The organism is Breoghania sp. JC706, assembly GCF_037026715.1.
Classification (GTDB): Bacteria; Pseudomonadota; Alphaproteobacteria; order Rhizobiales; family Stappiaceae; genus Breoghania.
Map to the genome: position 1 here is coordinate 83,810 of NZ_JBANCG010000007.1, position 18,122 is coordinate 101,931.

The window sequence follows — 18,122 nt, forward strand, 5'->3', positions numbered from 1 at the left end:
CATGTCGGAAACGACCCTCGCCACCTCCGGGCCGACGCGCGCCACGGGCCGCCTCGCGCTGTTCCGGGAGTTCTGGCAGTATTTCGCAACGAACCGCGGCGCCGTCGCGGGCCTGTTCTTCTTTGTCGCCATCGTCTTCGTCGCGATCTTCGCCAACTTCATCGCCCCGCACTCCGCGACCGACCAGTACCGCGACGCGCTGCTCGTCCCCCCGGCATGGACGGCGGGCGGCGACGCGCGTTTCCTGCTCGGCACCGACGCGGTCGGCCGCGACATCCTCTCGCGTCTGATCTACGGCTCGCGCTATTCGCTGTTCATCGGCTGTGTGGTGGTCTCCATCGCCCTTGTCGTCGGCATCTGCCTGGGGCTTCTGGCCGGCGCCATGCGTGGCTGGGTGGACACCGTGATCATGCGGATCATGGACATCATCCTGTCCTTCCCGAGCCTGTTGCTCGCGCTGGTGCTGGTCGCCATCCTGGGCCCCTCGCTGACAAATGCGATGATCGCCATCGCCATCGTGCAGCAGCCGCATTACGTCCGCCTGACCCGCGCCGCGGTGATGAGCGAGATGTCGCGCGACTACGTCATGGCCGCGCGCGTGGCCGGCGTGAAGGGCCTGCGTCTGATGCTGAAGACGGTGCTGCCCAACTGCATGGCCCCGCTGATCGTCCAGGCCGCGCTTTCCTTCTCCACCGCGATCCTCGATGCCGCCGCGCTGGGCTTTCTGGGTGTCGGCGCGCAACCGCCCACGCCGGAATGGGGCACCATGCTGGCCGAGGCCCGCGAATTCATCCTGCGCGCCTGGTGGGTGGTGACCTTCCCGGGCATCGCCATCCTGCTCACCGTGCTCGCCATCAACCTTTTCGGTGACGGCCTGCGCGATGCGCTCGATCCCAAGCTGAAGAGGTCGTGACCATGTCCCTCCTCGAATTCTCCAATCTCTCCGTCGAGTTCGAGACGCTGAACGGCGGCTTCCGCGCCGTCGACAACGTCTCGCTCACCGTCGATCCGGGCGAGGTCGTCGCCATCGTCGGCGAATCGGGGTCCGGCAAGTCCGTCTCCATGCTGGCGGTGATGGGCCTGCTGCCGTGGACCGCGAAGGTCACCGCCGACCGGCTGACCTTCCAGGGCCGCGACATGCTGACGATGAAGCCGCGCGACAAGCGCTCGATCATCGGCCGCGACATCTCGATGATCTTCCAGGAGCCGACGACGAGCCTCAATCCGTGCTTCACGGTCGGCTTCCAGATCATCGAGACGCTTAAAAAACACACGGACCTGTCGCGCGCGGAACGCAAGAACCGGGCGATCGAGCTGTTGCGGCTCGTTGGCATTCCGGCACCGGAGCGCCGGGTGACCGCGTTCCCGCACCAGCTTTCCGGCGGCATGAATCAGCGCGTGATGATCGCCATGGCGATCGCCTGCAATCCCAAGCTGCTGATCGCCGACGAGCCGACCACCGCGCTCGACGTCACCATCCAGGCCCAGATCCTCGAACTCCTCATCAAGATCAAGGAGGAGAACGACATGGGGCTGGTGCTGATCACGCACGACATGGGCGTCGTGGCGGAGACCGCCGACCGGGTCGTCGTGCAATATGCCGGCCAGCAGGTCGAGCAGCAGGACGTCAGGGGCCTGTTCCGCAATCCGCACCACCCCTACACCGCCGCGCTTCTGGCGGCCCTGCCGGAGCGCGCCACCGGCGACCAGCTGCCGTCGATCCCGGGCGTGGTGCCGGGCCAGTTCGATCGGCCCGCCGGCTGCCTGTTCTCGCCGCGCTGTTCGTTCGTCTTCGACCGGTGCCGGACCCAGAAGCCGGAGCAGGCCGGCAAGGAGCTCGGCTGCGCGCTGTGCCATACGCCGCTCATTGACGGCAAGCCGCAGAGCGAGGCCGCATGATGGCAAAGACCGAGATGACCAGCGATCACACGACCGACCGGAAGGCCGGCGAGACGGTTCTCGTCGCCGATGGGATCACGCGCCACTACGAGATTCCGCAGGGCGCCTTCGGCAAGCCGCGCATCCTGAAGGCAGTGGACGGGGCGAGCTTCGAGCTGCAGCGCGGCAAGACGCTGGCGGTGGTGGGCGAATCGGGCTGCGGCAAGTCAACGCTTGCGCGCGTCGTGACCATGATCGAGCCCGCCTCGGGCGGCTCGCTCAGGATCGGCAAGACCGACGTCGTCAACGCCTCGCGCTCCCAGCTCGCGGCTCTTCGCTCCAAGGTCCAGATCGTCTTCCAGAACCCCTACGGCTCGCTCAACCCGCGCCAGAAGATCGGCTCCGCGCTTGAGGAGCCGCTGCTGGTCAACACCAGCTTGTCGAAGAAGCAGCGCGAGGAAAAGGCCCGGGCGATGATGGCCGAGGTCGGGCTCCGGCCGGAGCATTACGACCGCTATCCGCACATGTTTTCCGGCGGCCAGCGCCAGCGCATCGCCATTGCCCGCGCCCTGATGCTGGACCCCTCGATCCTGGTCCTCGACGAGCCGACATCGGCGCTCGACGTCTCGATTCAGGCGCAGGTGCTGAACCTGCTGCGCGATATCCAGAAGCGCTACAATCTCGCTTACCTGTTCATTTCCCACGACCTTTCGGTGGTGCGCTACATCGCCGACGAGGTGATGGTGATGTATCTCGGCCATCCGGTGGAACAGGGTTCGCGCGATGCGATCTTCGAAAGCCCGCAGCACCCCTACACCCAGGCGCTGTTGTCGGCGACGCCGGTTGCGGACCCGGAAGGAAAGCGCGAGCGCATCGTGCTGACCGGCGAGCTTCCCTCGCCGATCGCGCCGCCGCCGGGCTGCACCTTCCATCCGCGCTGCCCGAAGGCGGCGGAGGTCTGCATGCGGCTCGCCCCGCCGCTCCAGCGCGTGTCCGGCACCGCCAGCTGGTGCCACCGGCCCTGGGAAGACGAGGCGGAATCGGCGGCCTGAGGGCCGTTTCGAATCGTATTAATATTTCCGTCGAATTTCGTCGAATTTGCCTCGTCGATGGTTCGAATTTGTCGAATCTGCAAAAGCGATGCGAGATCCGTCTCGCATCGCTCCGGCCGTCCGGCGAGCCGCGCCCTCTCCCCTTCGTCGGCCTCTGTTATCCCCGCCGCGCCGGCGCCCTTAATCCCCGCCTCACCCGCCATTCTATCCCCGGAGCCGTCTGCATCGCGAACCGCGTGCCGGCGGCGACCGCGTGCGCCTTCGTTCAGGCAGGCGATTTACGCGGTTGCCGCGAAAGCGAGGGCCTCGTGAAACAACTCGTTAAAACCTTTGACGTAGAGAAATTACAACCGGGGGTAACAGAAACGCTCCAGCTCCCGCGCCTTCCGCAAAACCACTGACACACACATATACGTAAAATTACGTAGTGTACTCCGGACAACCTGCATGCGTGCCGACGGATCGTGAATCGTCGCGCGTTGACTGCGCCGCTCGGGATAACTCAAAAATGCGCCTGACTTTGAAAGTTGCACTCCTTGGCATCGTCGGAACCCTGCTCCTGCTGATGGCGGGACAGGGCTGGATTGCCCTCAGCAACCTCGCCGTGATCAACGGAAACGTCGAGAACGAGGCGACCAACTGGGTCCCGAGCATCGATGTGGTGAACAAGATCAACACCAACACCTCCGATCTGCGTCTCGCCGAGGCCGCCCATATCATGTCGACCTCCGACGCGGAGATGACCCGGGCGGAAAAGGATTTCGCCGAGGTCCAGAAGATCTTCACGGATAACCGCGCCAAATACGAAAAGCTGATTTCCTCCGACAAGGAGAGACAGCAATACGAATTGTTCGCCAAGACGTTTTCCGAGTACATGAATGAGCACAAGACGCTCATCGGGCTTTCTCGCGAAAACAAGAACACCGAAGCCTCGGCCCTTTTCAAGGGACGCATGCGCGAACTTTATGACGAATTCTCCCAGCAGCTGGAAGAGACTGTCGCACTCAACAACCAGGGTGCCGAGACCGACTACCTTTCCGCGATTGCCTCCTATTCGTCCGCCCGCGGGATGACGCTCGGCTCGATCATCTTCGGTCTGCTGATCGGCGCCGGCGCCATGGTCTTCACCATTTTCGGCGTCACCCGGCCGATCGAGGGCATCACCCATGCCATGCGGGAGATCAGCGGCGGCGCGCTTGCGACCGACATTCCCTATGTCGGCAAGCAGAACGAGATCGGTGCGATGGCGACCGCGCTCGGCGTCTTCCGCGACAGCCTTGCGGAGACGGAACGTCTCCGTGCCGAGCAAGCGGAGAGCGAGAAGCGCGCCGCCGAACAGCGCAAGCGCGAGATGAACCAGCTGGCCGACGAGTTCCAGAACGCGGTCGGCGGCATCGTCGACGGCGTCTCCTCCGCCGCCGGCGAGCTGGAGACCGCGGCGGAAACGCTGACGGAGAACGCCGACACGACGCAGCAGCTCGCCGGCGCCGTGGCCGCGGCCTCCGAGCAGGCTTCCGCCAATGTGCAGTCGGTGGCCGGCGCGACCGAGGAGATGACCGCGTCTGCCCAGGAGATCGGCCGTCAGGTGCAGGAATCGAACCGGATCGCCAAGGAGGCCGTGAGCCAGGCGGTGCAGACCGACGAGCGCATCACCGAGCTGCTGCATGCCGCCGGCCGCATCGGCGACGTGGTGCGGCTGATCACCGACATCGCCGGACAGACCAACCTGCTGGCGCTCAACGCCACCATCGAGGCGGCGCGCGCCGGCGAGGCAGGCAAGGGCTTTGCCGTCGTCGCCTCCGAGGTCAAGCAGCTGGCCGAGCAGACCGCACGGGCCACCGAGGAGATCGAAGCCCAGATCGCCGGCATGCAGACGGCGACGAACCACTCCGCCACGGCCATCAAGACGATCGGCGAGACGATCTCGCGCATCGCGGAAATCTCCACCACCATCGCCTCTGCGGTGGAGGAACAGGGCACCGCCATGCAGGAAATCGCCCGCAACATCCACGAGGCCTCCAGCGGCACGCAGCAGGTGGCCGCCAACATCACCGACGTCAATCGCGGCGCCTCGGAGACCGGATCGACCTCGAGCCACGTGCTCTTCTCCGCCCAGTCGCTGACCAAGCAGAGCACCACGCTGCGCACCGAGGTCGACCGTTTCCTGTCGACGGTGCGCGCCGCCTGATCCGGACGCAACCGCAGAAAACGAGGAACGGCCGCCCTTTCCGAAGGGCGGCCGTTTTCTTTTGGCCACCCGCTTCAACGCCTCCGAAAACCTCCTTCGAACGCCGTCTGCTCCCCTTACGTTTGCCATTGCGCATAATTGTTACATGGAATAACAATATTGCCGAGGCGGACGGGAGGAAACGGATCCGCTGACATATGGACGCCAAGCAGGGAGGGCGACGTGTCCAGGGCACTTCAGGCCATTGCCGAGCCGGATTTCCGGCTTGAGGATTATCGCGACGTCGATCTCGCGGAGCTGTCCGTCACCGTGGAGGAGCGCGGCGACGGAACCATCTACGTCCACCCCAGGGGCGAAATCGGCCCCTATCCGGCAAAGCTCACCGAGCGGCTCGACCATTGGGCGAAAGCCGCCCCCGAGCGCACCTTCATCGCCATGCGCGACCCGGAGGCCGGCGGCGCGTGGCGCGAGGTCTCCTATGCCGAGACCCGCCGGGTGGTGCGACGGATCGCGCAAGGGCTGATCGACCGCGGGCTTTCCGCCGAACGCCCGGTGGCGATCCTTTCGGGCAACGACATCGAGCACGCGCTGCTGGGCCTTGCCTGCCTTTATGCCGGCATCCCCTATGCGCCGATATCGCCCGCCTATTCGATCCTGTCCACCGATCACGCCAAGCTGCGCCACATCATCAACCTGCTGACGCCGGGCCTCGTCTTTGCCGCCGACGGCACGGCGTTCACCCGGGCGATCGACGCGGTGGTGCCGCCGGACGCGGAGGTGGTGGTGACGCGCAACCAGCACCCCAACCGGGCCATGACGCTGTTCTCCGAGCTGCTGGAGCACGAGGAGAGCGCGGCGGTGGACACGGCGCACGCGGCGGTCGGGCTCGACACAATCGCCAAATTCCTGTTCACCTCCGGCTCGACGGGCCTGCCCAAGGGCGTCATCAACACCCAGCGCATGCTCACCTCCAACCAGGTGATGCTGAACACCGTCCTGGCCTTCCTGAAGGAGGAGCCGCCGGTCATCGTCGACTGGCTGCCGTGGAACCACACCTTCGGCGGCAACCACAATGTGGGGCTGGTGCTCTTCAACGGCGGCACGCTCTATATCGACGAGGGCAAACCGATGCCGGGCGGCATCGAGGAAACGGTCAGGAACCTGCGCGAAATCTCGCCGACAGTCTATTTCAACGTGCCCAAGGGCTACGAGGCGCTGGTTCCCTACCTGAAGGACGAGCCGCAACTGAGGGCGAAGTTCTTCGCCCGCCTGAGGCTCAATTTCTTCGCCGGCGCCGGCCTTTCGGAGCCGGTCTGGAACGCGCTCGACGAGATCGCGGTGGCCGAGACGGGCAAGAAGATCATCATGCTGACGGGGCTGGGCGCCACCGAGAGCGCACCGTTTGCGCTGTCCTGCGCGCCGGAGACGACCGCTTCGGGCCATGTCGGCGTGCCGGTGCCGGGGCTGGAACTGAAGCTCGCCCCCGTCGACGGCAAGCTGGAGGCACGTCTCAAGGGGCCCAACATCACGCCCGGCTACTGGCGTGACACGGTCAACACCACCAAAGCCTTCGACGAGGAGGGCTATTACAGGCTGGGCGATGCTCTGAAGTTCATCGACCGTGCGCGGCCCGACATGGGCTTCCTGTTCGACGGTCGGGTGGCGGAGGACTTCAAGCTGGCGACCGGCACGTGGGTCAGCGTCGGGCCGCTCAGGGCGAGCTTCCTCAATCACTTCTCGCCCTACGCCCGCGACGTCGTCATCGCCGGGCTCAACCGCGACGACGTGACGGCGATGATGTTTCCCGATCTCGACGCCTGCCGGCGCCTGGCATCGGGGCTCGGACGCGACGCGGACGCCACCGACATCCTGCGCCATCCCGCACTTCGCGCCGAATTCGCGTTCCTGCTGAACGCCATGGCGCGCGAGGCGACGGGTTCATCGACCCGCATCCGCCGGCTGATGGTCCTGGAGGAGCCGCCGTCGATCGACGCGGGCGAGGTGACCGACAAGGGCTCGATCAACCAGCGCGCGGTGCTGGCACGCCGTGAGGCGGCTGTGGAGGCGCTTTACGAGGAGCCCTGCCCGGCCCATGTGATCGAGATCGGGTGACGGGAGGCGTTTAGGGGGAAGGGAAGGCAATCCGTTTTGGAAGGGGCTGATTTCTTTCTGAAGGATGACCCCATCTGTTTCTTTAAGGGAGACCCCCACCCCTAACCCCTCCCCTCAAGGGGGAGGGGAATAAAATCGTGCCTGCAACGGTTGGTCAGGAGAGCACCTGACCGGCCAAGTTCGTGGAGCGTGTCCCCCTCCCCCTTGAGGGGAGGGGTTAGGGGTGGGGGTCTCCCTTCAAATAGGACGGCATCCTTCGCAAAAAGACGGGCGGCTCCCCCACTCGGGAATCCCTCCCGCAGTCCGATGAATACCGAATACGCGGCCATGGCCGCACATGACGCTCAAGGAGATACCCATGGCCGCAGGCCTCTGTTCGACCTTTTCCGATGCCTGGCTGCTCGACGGCGCGCGCACGCCGTTCGTCGACTATAACGGCGATCTCGGCCTGATCTCGCCCATCGATCTCGGCATCAAGGCGGGCCGCGCGGCGCTCGCAAAAGCCGATATCGATCCGGCCGACATCGGCACGGTGGTGTGCGGAAACATGGCGCAGGCGAGCTACGACGCCTACATGCTGCCGCGCCATGTCGGACTTTATGCCGGCGTGCCGACCGACGTGCCGGCCCATCTCGTCCAGCGCGTGTGCGGCACCGGCATCGAGGTTGTGATGCAGGCCGCCGACACCGTGTCGCTCGGCCGTGCCGAGGCCGCTTTGTGCGTGGGCGCGGAATCGATGAGCCGCAACCCCATCGCCGCCTACACCCATCGCGGCGGCTTCCGTATGGGACAGGTCGAGTTCAAGGATTTCCTGTGGGAGGCGCTGCTCGACCCCGCCTGCTCCTGCACCATGGGCGACACGGCGGAAAACCTCGCCAAGCGCTACCAGATCACCCGCGAGGAGGTGGACACGTTTGCCGCCCGCTCCTTCGAGCGCGCGATCGCTGCCCGGGATTCCGGTTTCTTCGACGACGAGATCGTGGCCGTGACGAGCGAGACCTTCGCGCTTGAAGGCTACAACGACCGTGGCATCAGGCTGCCGCGCAAGGTGGAGGCGGTGGAGGCCGACAGCCATGTGCGCCCCTCGCCCATCGAGGTGCTGGCGAAGATCCGCCCGGCCTTCGGCGGCGTGCAGACCGGCGGCAATTCCTCCGCCGTGGTGGACGGCGCGGCCGGTGCGATCGTGTGTTCAAGTGACTATGCGAAAAGGTCCGGCAAGGAACCGCTGGCCCGCATCGTCGCCGGCGTTTCCCTGGGCGTGCCGCCGGAGATCATGGGCATCGGCCCGGCGCCTGCCATCGCACGGCTTTCGGAGCTGACCGGCGTGGCGCTTTCCGACATCGACCGTATCGAGATCAACGAAGCCTTCGGCGCGCAGATCCTCGCCTGCATTCGCGAGCTCGGGCTTGACGAGGACCGCGTCAACGTCAACGGCGGGGCCATCGCCATCGGCCATCCGCTGGGCGCGACGGGGGTGCGGCTGTCGCTGACGGTTGCCCGCGAACTGAAGCGTTCCGGCGGCCGCTACGGCGTGGCATCCGCCTGCATCGGCGGCGGCCAGGGCATCGCGATGCTGGTGGAGAACGTGGCGGCGGTGAACTGAGCGCGCCATCGGGTGAGGATCTGACCGGTTTTAGCGAAGGTGGCCCCACCCGCATCTTTTTGAAGGGTGATCCCCACCAGCATCTTTTTGAAGGAGACCCCCACCCCTAGACCCTCCCCTCAAGGGGGAAGGGAATGAGATCGTGCCACGACTTTGGGTCAGGCAGGCACCTGACAAGCCAGGCATGCCGAACTGTCCCCCTCCCCCTTGAGGGGAGGGGTTAGGGGTGGGGGCCACCCTTCGATAAAAGCAGTGAGGGCCCGCCTCAGGCGGTGACCGGCATCGGGCGGATGAATTCCATCAGCACGCGGTAGGGCACCAGCAGCGTGATGGAAACCAGCATCTTCACCGAGAAGTCGCCGATCGCCCACGATATCCAGCGCGGCGCCTCCACAGCGGCGAGACCGAGAAGCGGTGCCTGGCCGGTGGCGAATTCGTCGCCGTGGCCGAGGAAGGCGAAGGCCAGCGAGAAGGCCACGGAAAAGAACACCACCGTATCGAGCACCGAGCCCAGCAGCGAGGAGGCGAACGGCGCCTTCCACCAGGAAAGCCGGCGCAGGCGGTTGAAGACGAAAATGTCGAGAAGCTGCGCCACCAGGAAGGCCGAGCCGGAAGCCAGCGCGATGCGCGGGTTCGACAGCGCGACCGACAGCGCCACCGCCACGCAGAAGCCGACGAACACCACCCGGCGCGCGGCCGCGGGACCGAAGCGGCGGTTGGTGAGGTCCGTCACCAGAAAGGCGGCCGGATAGGTGAAGGCGCCCCAGGTCAGAAGGTCCGCCAGATCGTAGCCGCCGATCGTGTAGTGGAACGGATACTGGACCAGAATATTGGAGGCGAGCACGACGACCGCCATGGCAGCGACGCCGAGTGCGAGGGAACGGGCCGTGAAGGGCTGCGTGTTGGTCATCTGGACGAACCTTCGTCAGGACATGACAAGACGGCGTGCGCCAATCAAGAGGCGCCCGCCGTCGAGTTCTTTTTCATGAACCGTCGCGCTGCCGGGCTTTGGAGCCTCAGGCCCCTGCCCGCCATCGTCGTCAGGCCGTGGCGGCCTCGGCGTGCTGCTTGCGCTGGATCTCGCGCTTCAGCTGGGCGGCCTTGAGCGACAGCTCGTCGGTCTTGGCCTTCGCCAGGAACGCGTCGAGGCCGCCGCGATGTTCCACCGAGCGCAGGGCGTGGGCGGAAATGCGCAGGCTGACCGAGCGGCCAAGCGTTTCGCTGATGAGCGTGACGTTGCACAGGTTCGGCAGGAAGCGGCGACGCGACTTGTTGTTCGCGTGGCTCACGTTGTTGCCGGTCATCACGTCCTTGCCGGTGAGTTCGCACCGTCGGGCCATGGGAACACCCTTTTTGTCTCTACGCGCAAGGCCGCTTGCGCGGCCCGCAATGGTCTCGTCCAAGCCGGGAAAGTCGGCTGAAGGTTCAGGCTCCGGATTGGCCGCGCCGCCCATTGGGCGACCGGAGCGGACGATAAACGTCCAGCCCGCCATATCCGGCCTGTCGGAAAGTCGCCTCGGTATAGTGAGGCCCCCCGGCGGCGTCAAGACCCGAAGTGGCCTCGGGCGCGAGACGGGGGCGGGAAACGAATTGGCGGTATCCGGCGCTTCTTCGACGATCCGTTAAGGTTCCGGTTACCATGAACGGGAACAATCGGCATTTCACGGACTGCTTCGCCGCCGGCTTCGCTCATCCGCGCTCGAGGTTAATGCCTATTCCGTATAAACTGCGGACAGAGTACCTTGACCAGGCACCGTCCGTTCGGAGGATTCGAGCGTGTTCAGGAATCTCGATCGCATGACCGCTTCCAAAGCCGCCCCGGTGCTGACGAATTCGGGACTGATGAATTCGGTGCTGAAGACCCTTGGGATCGCGGCCGCCCGCACGACACTGCTTGCCTCCGTCTGCCTGGGCGTTGCCGGGCTTGTCGCATCCGGGATCGCGGATCCCGCGCCGGCCGATGCGGCCTCGCGCGGCGCGCGGTTCGGTGCCGTCTACGACATCTCCTTTTCCGGCCTGACCTTCGCCAAGGGCGAGCTTTCGGTGGACCTTGACGGCAGCGCCTACCAGGCGCGCGTCGGCATGCGGACCTCCGGTCTCGTCGGCGTGTTCGTGCCGTCGAAATCCAACGCCGAGAGCACCGGCCGGCTGCGCGGCACCCATGTGGTGCCAAGCAAGTATTCGATGATCTCCAAGGAGGCGGACCTGTCCTCCAAGGTCTCCATGGACATGGGCCGCGGCGACGTGCGCGACTTCGCGGTGACGCCGCAGCTGAAGGAACGCCCCGACCGCATTCCCGTGACCCAGAGCCACCGCCGCAACGTGGTCGACCCGCTGTCGGCGGCGCTGATGCCGATGGCCGGCGGCACGGGCGGCCTGTCGCCCAAGGCCTGCGACCGCCGCATCCCGATCTTCGACGGCTGGCAGCGCTACGACGTGCAGCTTTCCTACCGCCGCACCGAGGAGGTGTCCGGCCGCGGCTACGACGGCCCCGTCGTGGTGTGCGGCGCGCGCTGGATCCCGGTCGCCGGCCACCGCCCGGACAAGCGCTCGGTCAAGTACATGGCCGAGAACAAGCACATCGAGATCTGGCTCGCGCCGGTCGAAGACGAGCCGCTGCTGGTGCCCTACCGCATCTCGCTCAGGACCATGAGCGGCGACATCGTGGTGGAGGCGCGCAAGCTCACCCGGCTCGACCCGGAACGCCGGCAGGCGGCGCGCTGAAGCGCCGCAGACAGATCCACAAGCTCCTCAACGCGCGCTTTTGCACGCTCCCTTGCACGCCGGACGCGAGCAAGGCGCGCGAATGCGCGCCGTGCTTCCCCCTCGGCAGCTTGTTTTTCCTGCCCGCTTGACACAAATGTCTCCTGCGGCCAGTGTCGCGCCGCGTCGCGCCATCAGCCCCGCGCGCCCGCCCGAAAGGTCTCGCGACCCGAAGGAACCGGTGCAGGACGAGCGGCAAAGCCGCGCGACATCTCGACAGTCGAAGCCGGAACGCGGCCCGGATCGGGACGCGGATGCCGGCGGGGCCGAACGGCGCCGATCCTCCTTGAGCGGAAAGTTTGATGCGTAGCTATCTGGAATTCGAAAAACCGATCGCCGATCTGGAAGGCAAGGTCCAGGAGTTGCGCACGATGAGCGGCGATGACGCCGTCGACGTGGACGAGGAGATCGCCCGGCTGGAGGCCAAGGCGAACCAGGCGCTGAAGGACATCTATTCCAAGCTCACGCCCTGGCAGAAGACGCTGGTCGCCCGCCACCCCGACCGCCCGCACGCCGCCGACTACATCGACCAGCTGATCGAGGACTTCACGCCGCTGGCCGGCGACCGCAAGTACGGCGAGGATTCGGCGATCGTCACCGGCATCGGCCGGTTCCGCGGCCGCCGCGTCGCCGTCATCGGCCAGGAAAAGGGTCACGACACCCAGTCGCGCCTGAAGCACAATTTCGGCATGGCGCGGCCGGAGGGCTACCGCAAGGCCGTGCGCATCATGGAGCTGGCCGACCGTTTCGGCATGGCCGTGATCTCCTTCGTCGACACCGCCGGCGCCTATCCCGGCATCGGCGCGGAGGAACGCGGCCAGGCGGAAGCCATCGCGCGCTCCACCGAGGCCTGCCTGAAGCTCGGCGTGCCGAACGCGGCGCTGATCATCGGCGAGGGCGGTTCCGGCGGCGCCATCGCGATCGCCACCACCAACCGCGTCATCATGATGGAGCATTCCATCTATTCGGTAATCTCGCCGGAGGGCGCGGCCTCGATCCTGTGGCGTGACAGTGCCCGGGCCCAGGATGCGGCGACCAGCATGAAGATCACCGCCCAGGACCTGATCAAGCTTGGCGTCGTCGACGAGATCGTCACCGAGCCCATGGGCGGCGCCCATCGCGATCCGGGCACCGCGATCGCCAGGGCCGGCGAAACGCTGGAACGCGTGTTCGGCGAATTCGAGGGTCTGGCGCCCGCCGCTATCCGGCAACAGCGCCACGAGAAGTTCCTGGCGATCGGCCGGAATCTCTGAGACCCCCGGATCGGTCATCATATCGCCGGATTCAAATTCGATTGAGCGTGCTGAAACGTCGGCGCGTCCGCAAACGGATGCCGTCTACGCGCATGGTCGTGCGCGCGGGTGCGGGAGCTTGACGGGGGAGTGCTGCGCGCGGCGACCCGACAGGGCCGCGCGCCAGAGCGGCGCGTATCGCCCTGCGACTCCCCTGAAGACCCCGCTCCGGCCCGTGCGATCGCGATGATCTTCGCGAACTTGTAAACCTTTGCGAAAGGTTAACAGAATACGCTCTGACGCATTACCGAGTGCCTCTCCGGCAGGAGCCGCGAGGGGGTGGCCGATCCGGCAGACGCGCGCCGCCGGGCGCACCGTTCAGCCACCCGCGCGAACCCCCAGGCCACCGGATCCGAAGCACCCGGATACGGGCTTACGACCCGGACAGTATCGAGTATCGCCATGCCCGCGGATGCACCCGGGCGAGGATTGAGGTGGACACATGTCTGCTCGCGAGAGTCTTCACGCCGACCGGCCGAGCGCCGAGCCGGCCATGCGCGCCCCCCGCAGCCGGGTGACGACGGCGCTGCGCGGAGCGGTGATCGCCGTCGGGCTGATCGCGCTTGCCGGCTGCCAGGCCGACGAACTGGGCTATGGCCCGAAGGCAGAGCGCCCGCTTTCCCACGCCATCAAGGCGGAGATGGCCGCCAAGAAGATGAAGCCGTCCGACCCGATTCTGGTCCGGCTGTTCAAGGAAGAATCGAAGCTGGAAGTGTGGAAGCGGACCAGCACGGGCCGCTACGCGCTGCTGCAGGACTATGACATCTGCAAGTGGTCGGGAAAGCTGGGCCCGAAGAAGAAGGAAGGCGACCGCCAGGCGCCGGAGGGCTTCTACACCATCCGCCCGGCGCAGATGAACCCGAACTCCTCCTACCACCTGTCGTTCAACACCGGCTTTCCCAACGCCTTCGACCGCGCGCACGGGCGCACCGGCTCCAACCTGATGGTGCACGGCGCCTGCTCCTCGCGCGGCTGCTACGCGATGACGGACGAGCAGATTCAGGAGATCTATGCGCTTGCACGCGAGGCCTTCAAGGGCGGCCAGCGGGACTTCCAGTTCGAGGCCTTTCCCTTCCGCATGACGGCGGAGAACATGGCCCGGCACGCCGACGACGAGAACATGCCGTTCTGGCGCATGCTGAAGACCGGCTACGATCATTTCGAGGTCACCCACGTGCCGCCGAAGGTGGACGTGTGCGACAAGCGCTACGTGTTCGATGCGCAGCCGGAAAACGCCAACTCGCCGTTCATCGCCACGGCCGCCTGCCCGGTCTACGAGGTGCCGGAACCGCTGCGCCTCGCGGTTGCCGCCAAGGAGAAGGCCGACGACGAGAAGACGGCGATGATCGTCGCCAAGCTGGAGCGCGAGCGGGAGCGCGAAAAGGCGTGGAAGAACGGCGATACCGCCATCGCCAAGCTGTTCGGCCCCGGCAACGAGGCCAGCGAGACCCCGCGCGGCGCCTCCGTGCCCGCCGGCGTGGCCAATGGCGGACAGGCTTCGGCGCTTGCCGCCTATTCCACCCCCGGCGCCACCCCGGCCCCGGGCGCGCCGGTTCCCCCCGCCAATCCCGAGCGCGACGAGGTGGCGAGCACGGGTTCGACGAAATCGGGCTTCTTCTCCAGCCTCTTCACCGGCGAGGAGCGCCGCCCCGTCTCGCCCGTGGCGCCGGCTTCCGAACGCCCGGCGAACGCACCGCTTCCGGCACAGAGCGCGACCCTGCCCGCAGCCCCGGCCACCGGACAGGCGGCAGCCGCGGAGGCAACGGGGCCCATCCCCGTCCCGAAGGAAACCGCCGCCGGCGAGGAAAAGAAGGAAGGCACGGGCTCCAAGGTTTCCAAAATGGTCTCGCGCTGGTTCAGCTTCGGCAAGGACGGGAACTAGGCCGTTTCGGCGGGTGGCGCGGAAGGAAAACGCGGGAGTTCGTGCTGCGGGCTCCTCAGAGGCTGACCCGAAAATGGTGTCGGGCTGTGCACTTTCGGCCTGTCTCATACCCCTCCGCCGTCATTGCCCGGCGAAGTCCGGGCAATCCACCGCCAGCTGCAGCAGTTGGGGTACCCGCTGGATCACCCGGACTTCGCCGGGTGATGACGATGGAGGGGCATGAAGGGGCGTCGAATTCATCAGTGAATCAGCACCACGGGAACGTCATCCTGAGGAGCGGCAGCAGGCCGCGCCTCGAAGGATGAGCGACCTGCACCGGCCCATCCGCACGCACCCTGTCTCCCCTCACAACGGCCAGAACAGCAGGATCGCCGGCACGCCGGTCATCACGATCAGGATCTCCAGCGGCAGGCCCATGCGCCAGTAGTCGGCGAATTCGTAGCCGCCGGGCCCCAGGATCAGCGTGTTGTTCTTGTGCCCGATGGGCGTGAGGAAGGCGCACGACGAGGCGACCGCCACCGCCATCAGGAACGGGTCCGGGTTGACGTTCAGGCTGCGGGCGATGTCGATGGCGATCGGCGCGCCGATGACGGCGGTCGCCGTGTTGTTGAGCACGTCCGACAGCGTCATGATCACCACCATCAGCACGAACAGAACCGCGGCGGCCGGCAGGCCATGGGTGAGACCGACGATGCCGTCCGCGATCAGCGTCGTGCCGCCGGATTTTTCCAGAGCCAGCCCGAGCGGGATCATCGAGCCGAGCAGCACCACGACCGGCCATTCGATGTGGTCGTAGACCTCGCGGATCGGCACGATGTCGGTGGCGACATAGATCGCGACAACCATGCCCAGCGCGATCGGCAGCGGCACGAGCCCGAAGCTCGCCACGCCAAGCGCGATGGCGAAAACCACAACGGCCGCGGCCGCCCGGCGGTGCTGCGTGACGCCGATGCCGCGGGCGGCGAGCGGCAACGCGCCGAGCCAGCGGGTGACGTCGTTGAGCCGGTCGGCGGCGCCGTAAAGCAGCAGGATATCGCCGGCTCGGATGGTCAGACGGCCGAGGCGTTCGTAGAACCGCTGGCCGTGGCGCGACACGCCGAGCAGCGTCGCGCCCTGCCGGCGCAACAGCTGGATGCCGAGCGAGGAACGTCCGTCGAGCCGGCTGTCGCGCGGCACGACGACTTCCGCCAGCCCCATGCCCTCGCCCGTGGTCGAGCCGGTGCGCTTGTCGCCGGCGACCTCCAGCTTGGCCAGCCCGCGGAACTTGTCGATGCCCTCCGGCCCGGCCTCGACGATCAGCACGTCGCCGGGCTGGATCTCGATATGGCGGTTGGAGGCGGAAAACCGCGTCTTTCCGCGTGCCAGGCCGATCACCGCGACATTGGCCTCCTCGGTTTCCTCGCCGAGTTCGCCGAGCCTGCGGCCGACGAGCTTGGAATCCTCTCCCACCACCAGTTCGGCGATGTAGTCGTCGAGATCGAACAGGCTCTCCTCGCCGCCGCCCTCGCGCACCCGCGCCGGCAAAAGCCGCCAGCCGATGAAGGCGACGAAAGCGACGCCGACCACGGCGCAGACAAGGCCGACGGGGGCGAAATCGAACATCTTGAAGGGCGCGTCGAGCGTGCGTGCGCGGATCTGCGAGATGATGATGTTGGGCGGGGTGCCGATGAGGGTGACCATGCCGCCGAGAATGGTGGCAAACGCCAGCGGCATCAGCGTGAGGCCCGGCCCGCGCCCCGCCTTGCGCGCGGCCTGCATGTCGACCGGCATCAGAAGCGCCAGCGCCGCGACATTGTTCATGAAGGCCGAAAGCACCGAGCCGATACCGCCCATCATGGCGATGTGGCCGGCAAGCCCCCTGCCCGCGCCCGACACCTGGCGGGTGATGAAATCGACCGCGCCGGAATTCACGAGCCCGCGCGAGACGACGAGCACCAGCGCGACAATGATGGTCGCCTCGTTGCCGAAGCCGGCGAACGCGTCCTCCGCCGGCACGGCGCCGGCCGCGACGCCGATGAGAAGAGCGGCGAAGGCGACGAGATCGAACCGCCAGCGGCCCCACAGCATCAGCGCGAAGACGCAGAAGAATATGGCGAAGAGGACGGTCTGGTCGAAGGTCATGAAATATCCGGGCACGATGAAATCGGCACACGATAGCCGATGTGCCGGGTCATGGGATACCGGCGCGATCGCCGGCCCTTCGCATCAAGTCGGATCGGGGGCGTTTGGTTCCCGCTGGCGGGGTGCGGGCGGGCGAGAGGGACAGGTCCGCACTTGTGTCCCATCCTTCGAGACGCGCTCTGCCGAGCGCTCCTCAGGATGACGTTGAGTGCGTTGATGTTTCCAAGGGACTTCCAACATACACAACGTCATCCTGAGGAGCCCGCGCAGCGGGCGTCTCGAAGGATGGGCCGCACGACACCCGGAAGGCCGGCCCGGTTCCTCAGGCCCGGACCGACCGCTCGAAGACGCGGCGCGAGCTCACCATCGCCATCGGCCGCACGATCGCCTGCTGGTGTTCGCTGAGCAGCTGTTCGTCGGAGCCGGCCCTGGCGCTGCGCGCGGCCATCTCGAAGGTGCCGGACACTGCCCTCACCAGCGCCGTCTCGTCATCGGCGCCTTCCAGAAGCTGGGCGAGAAACAGGGCGGCGAGGAGGTCGCCGGTGCCGTGCGGCACGCCGTCGATCTCGGCGTGTTCCACCGCAAAGGCGCCCTTGGGCGTGGCAAGCAAGGTGGAGAGCGATTTCTTGCGCAGCGCCGGAGCCGACGACACCATCACCCGCGACGCCGGCAATGTGCGCGCGGCGGCGAGCGTCGCGGTTTCTGTGTCGACAGGCCGGCCGGTGAACCAGCCCAGCTCGAAAAGGTTCGGCGTCAGGATGTCGGCGCGCGGCATCAGTTCGTTGCGTTGCGCGTCCACCGTCTCCGCCGGCACGTAGAGATTGCCCTCGTCGCCGATGATCGGATCGCAGAGATAAAGCGCGTCCGGGTTGCGCTCCTTGACCGCGCCGACCAGCCGGCCGAGCGCCGCCCCCTCGTGCGCCGCCCCCAGATAGCCGGTGAGCACGGCGCCGACCTCGCCCAGCCAGCGCGCGCCGATCAGGTCGTCGACCATGCTGGAAAACGTCGCCTCATCGGGCACGAGCCGCGTGGAGGGGCCGTATTTCGGGTTCCAGCCGAGCAGGATCGTCGGCAGGTGCCAGACGCGGAAGCCGAGGCGTTCGAGCGCGAACAGCGTGGAGCGCCCGCCGACCGCCCCGCGCACCACCTGCGAGGTGGCGACGATGATGGCGGGTTTCTGTCGGGCGGGCGTGTCGGGATGGGCCGGGGTATGAGCTGTGTCTGTCATTTC

13 protein-coding genes are annotated in these 18,122 nt (G+C 66.6%); 9 read left to right on the forward strand and 4 right to left on the reverse strand.

The window, feature by feature from the left end; all coding sequences use genetic code 11:
- Position 1 precedes the first annotated feature (1 nt).
- The 6 genes from V2L18_RS15660 (at position 2) to V2L18_RS15685 (ending at position 8,833) form a co-directional block, all read left to right on the forward strand.
- The gene (locus tag V2L18_RS15660; RefSeq protein WP_336179217.1) at positions 2-913 is read left to right on the forward strand and encodes an ABC transporter permease subunit; all 912 of its coding nucleotides are present in this window, start codon (positions 2-4) and stop codon (positions 911-913) included.
- A gap of 2 nt (positions 914-915) precedes the next feature.
- Positions 916-1,899 (forward strand): ABC transporter ATP-binding protein, encoded by a 984-nt coding sequence (locus V2L18_RS15665; protein WP_336179218.1) that lies wholly within the window; start codon positions 916-918, stop codon positions 1,897-1,899.
- The gene (locus tag V2L18_RS15670) at positions 1,896-2,930 is read left to right on the forward strand and encodes a dipeptide ABC transporter ATP-binding protein (protein ID WP_336179219.1); all 1,035 of its coding nucleotides are present in this window, start codon (positions 1,896-1,898) and stop codon (positions 2,928-2,930) included. Before V2L18_RS15665 ends, V2L18_RS15670 begins: the two co-directional genes overlap by 4 nt.
- 508 nt (positions 2,931-3,438) lie before the next feature.
- Positions 3,439-5,118 carry a methyl-accepting chemotaxis protein gene (locus V2L18_RS15675; RefSeq protein WP_336179221.1) on the forward strand — a complete coding sequence of 560 codons (1,680 nt, stop codon included), beginning with the start codon at positions 3,439-3,441 and terminating at the stop codon, positions 5,116-5,118.
- Positions 5,119-5,340: 222 nt separating this feature from the next.
- Positions 5,341-7,230, forward strand: coding sequence for a feruloyl-CoA synthase (locus tag V2L18_RS15680; protein WP_336179223.1), 1,890 nt, complete (start codon positions 5,341-5,343; stop codon positions 7,228-7,230).
- Between the two features lie 358 nt (positions 7,231-7,588).
- Positions 7,589-8,833, forward strand: coding sequence for a thiolase family protein (locus V2L18_RS15685; protein ID WP_336179225.1), 1,245 nt, complete (start codon positions 7,589-7,591; stop codon positions 8,831-8,833).
- A 265-nt stretch (positions 8,834-9,098) separates the two neighbouring features.
- On the opposite strand, the gene V2L18_RS15690 is transcribed toward V2L18_RS15685, so the two are convergent.
- A complete protein-coding gene (locus V2L18_RS15690) occupies positions 9,099-9,743 on the reverse strand; it encodes a queuosine precursor transporter (RefSeq protein WP_336179226.1) in 645 nt (214 codons plus the stop codon).
- A 130-nt stretch (positions 9,744-9,873) separates the two neighbouring features.
- The gene (rpmB, locus tag V2L18_RS15695) at positions 9,874-10,173 is read right to left on the reverse strand and encodes a 50S ribosomal protein L28 (RefSeq protein ID WP_336179227.1); all 300 of its coding nucleotides are present in this window, start codon (positions 10,171-10,173) and stop codon (positions 9,874-9,876) included.
- Positions 10,174-10,630: 457 nt separating this feature from the next.
- On the opposite strand from rpmB, the gene V2L18_RS15700 reads away from it, so the two are divergent.
- The 3 genes from V2L18_RS15700 (at position 10,631) to V2L18_RS15710 (ending at position 14,770) form a co-directional block, all read left to right on the forward strand.
- Positions 10,631-11,557 carry a DUF3108 domain-containing protein gene (locus tag V2L18_RS15700; protein WP_336179228.1) on the forward strand — a complete coding sequence of 309 codons (927 nt, stop codon included), beginning with the start codon at positions 10,631-10,633 and terminating at the stop codon, positions 11,555-11,557.
- A 341-nt stretch (positions 11,558-11,898) separates the two neighbouring features.
- Positions 11,899-12,849: an acetyl-CoA carboxylase carboxyltransferase subunit alpha gene (locus V2L18_RS15705; protein WP_336179229.1), complete on the forward strand. Its 951-nt coding sequence runs from the start codon at positions 11,899-11,901 to the stop codon at positions 12,847-12,849.
- 532 nt (positions 12,850-13,381) lie between these two features.
- Positions 13,382-14,770 (forward strand): murein L,D-transpeptidase family protein, encoded by a 1,389-nt coding sequence (locus V2L18_RS15710; protein WP_336179481.1) that lies wholly within the window; start codon positions 13,382-13,384, stop codon positions 14,768-14,770.
- 345 nt (positions 14,771-15,115) lie between these two features.
- Here the strand turns inward: V2L18_RS15710 and V2L18_RS15715 are convergent, their stop codons facing one another.
- Positions 15,116-16,891: an SLC13 family permease gene (locus V2L18_RS15715; protein WP_336179231.1), complete on the reverse strand. Its 1,776-nt coding sequence runs from the start codon at positions 16,889-16,891 to the stop codon at positions 15,116-15,118.
- A gap of 322 nt (positions 16,892-17,213) precedes the next feature.
- Positions 17,214-18,119, reverse strand: coding sequence for a pyridoxal kinase (pdxY, locus tag V2L18_RS15720; RefSeq protein ID WP_336179232.1), 906 nt, complete (start codon positions 18,117-18,119; stop codon positions 17,214-17,216).
- Between the last annotated feature and the right edge of the window lie 3 nt (positions 18,120-18,122).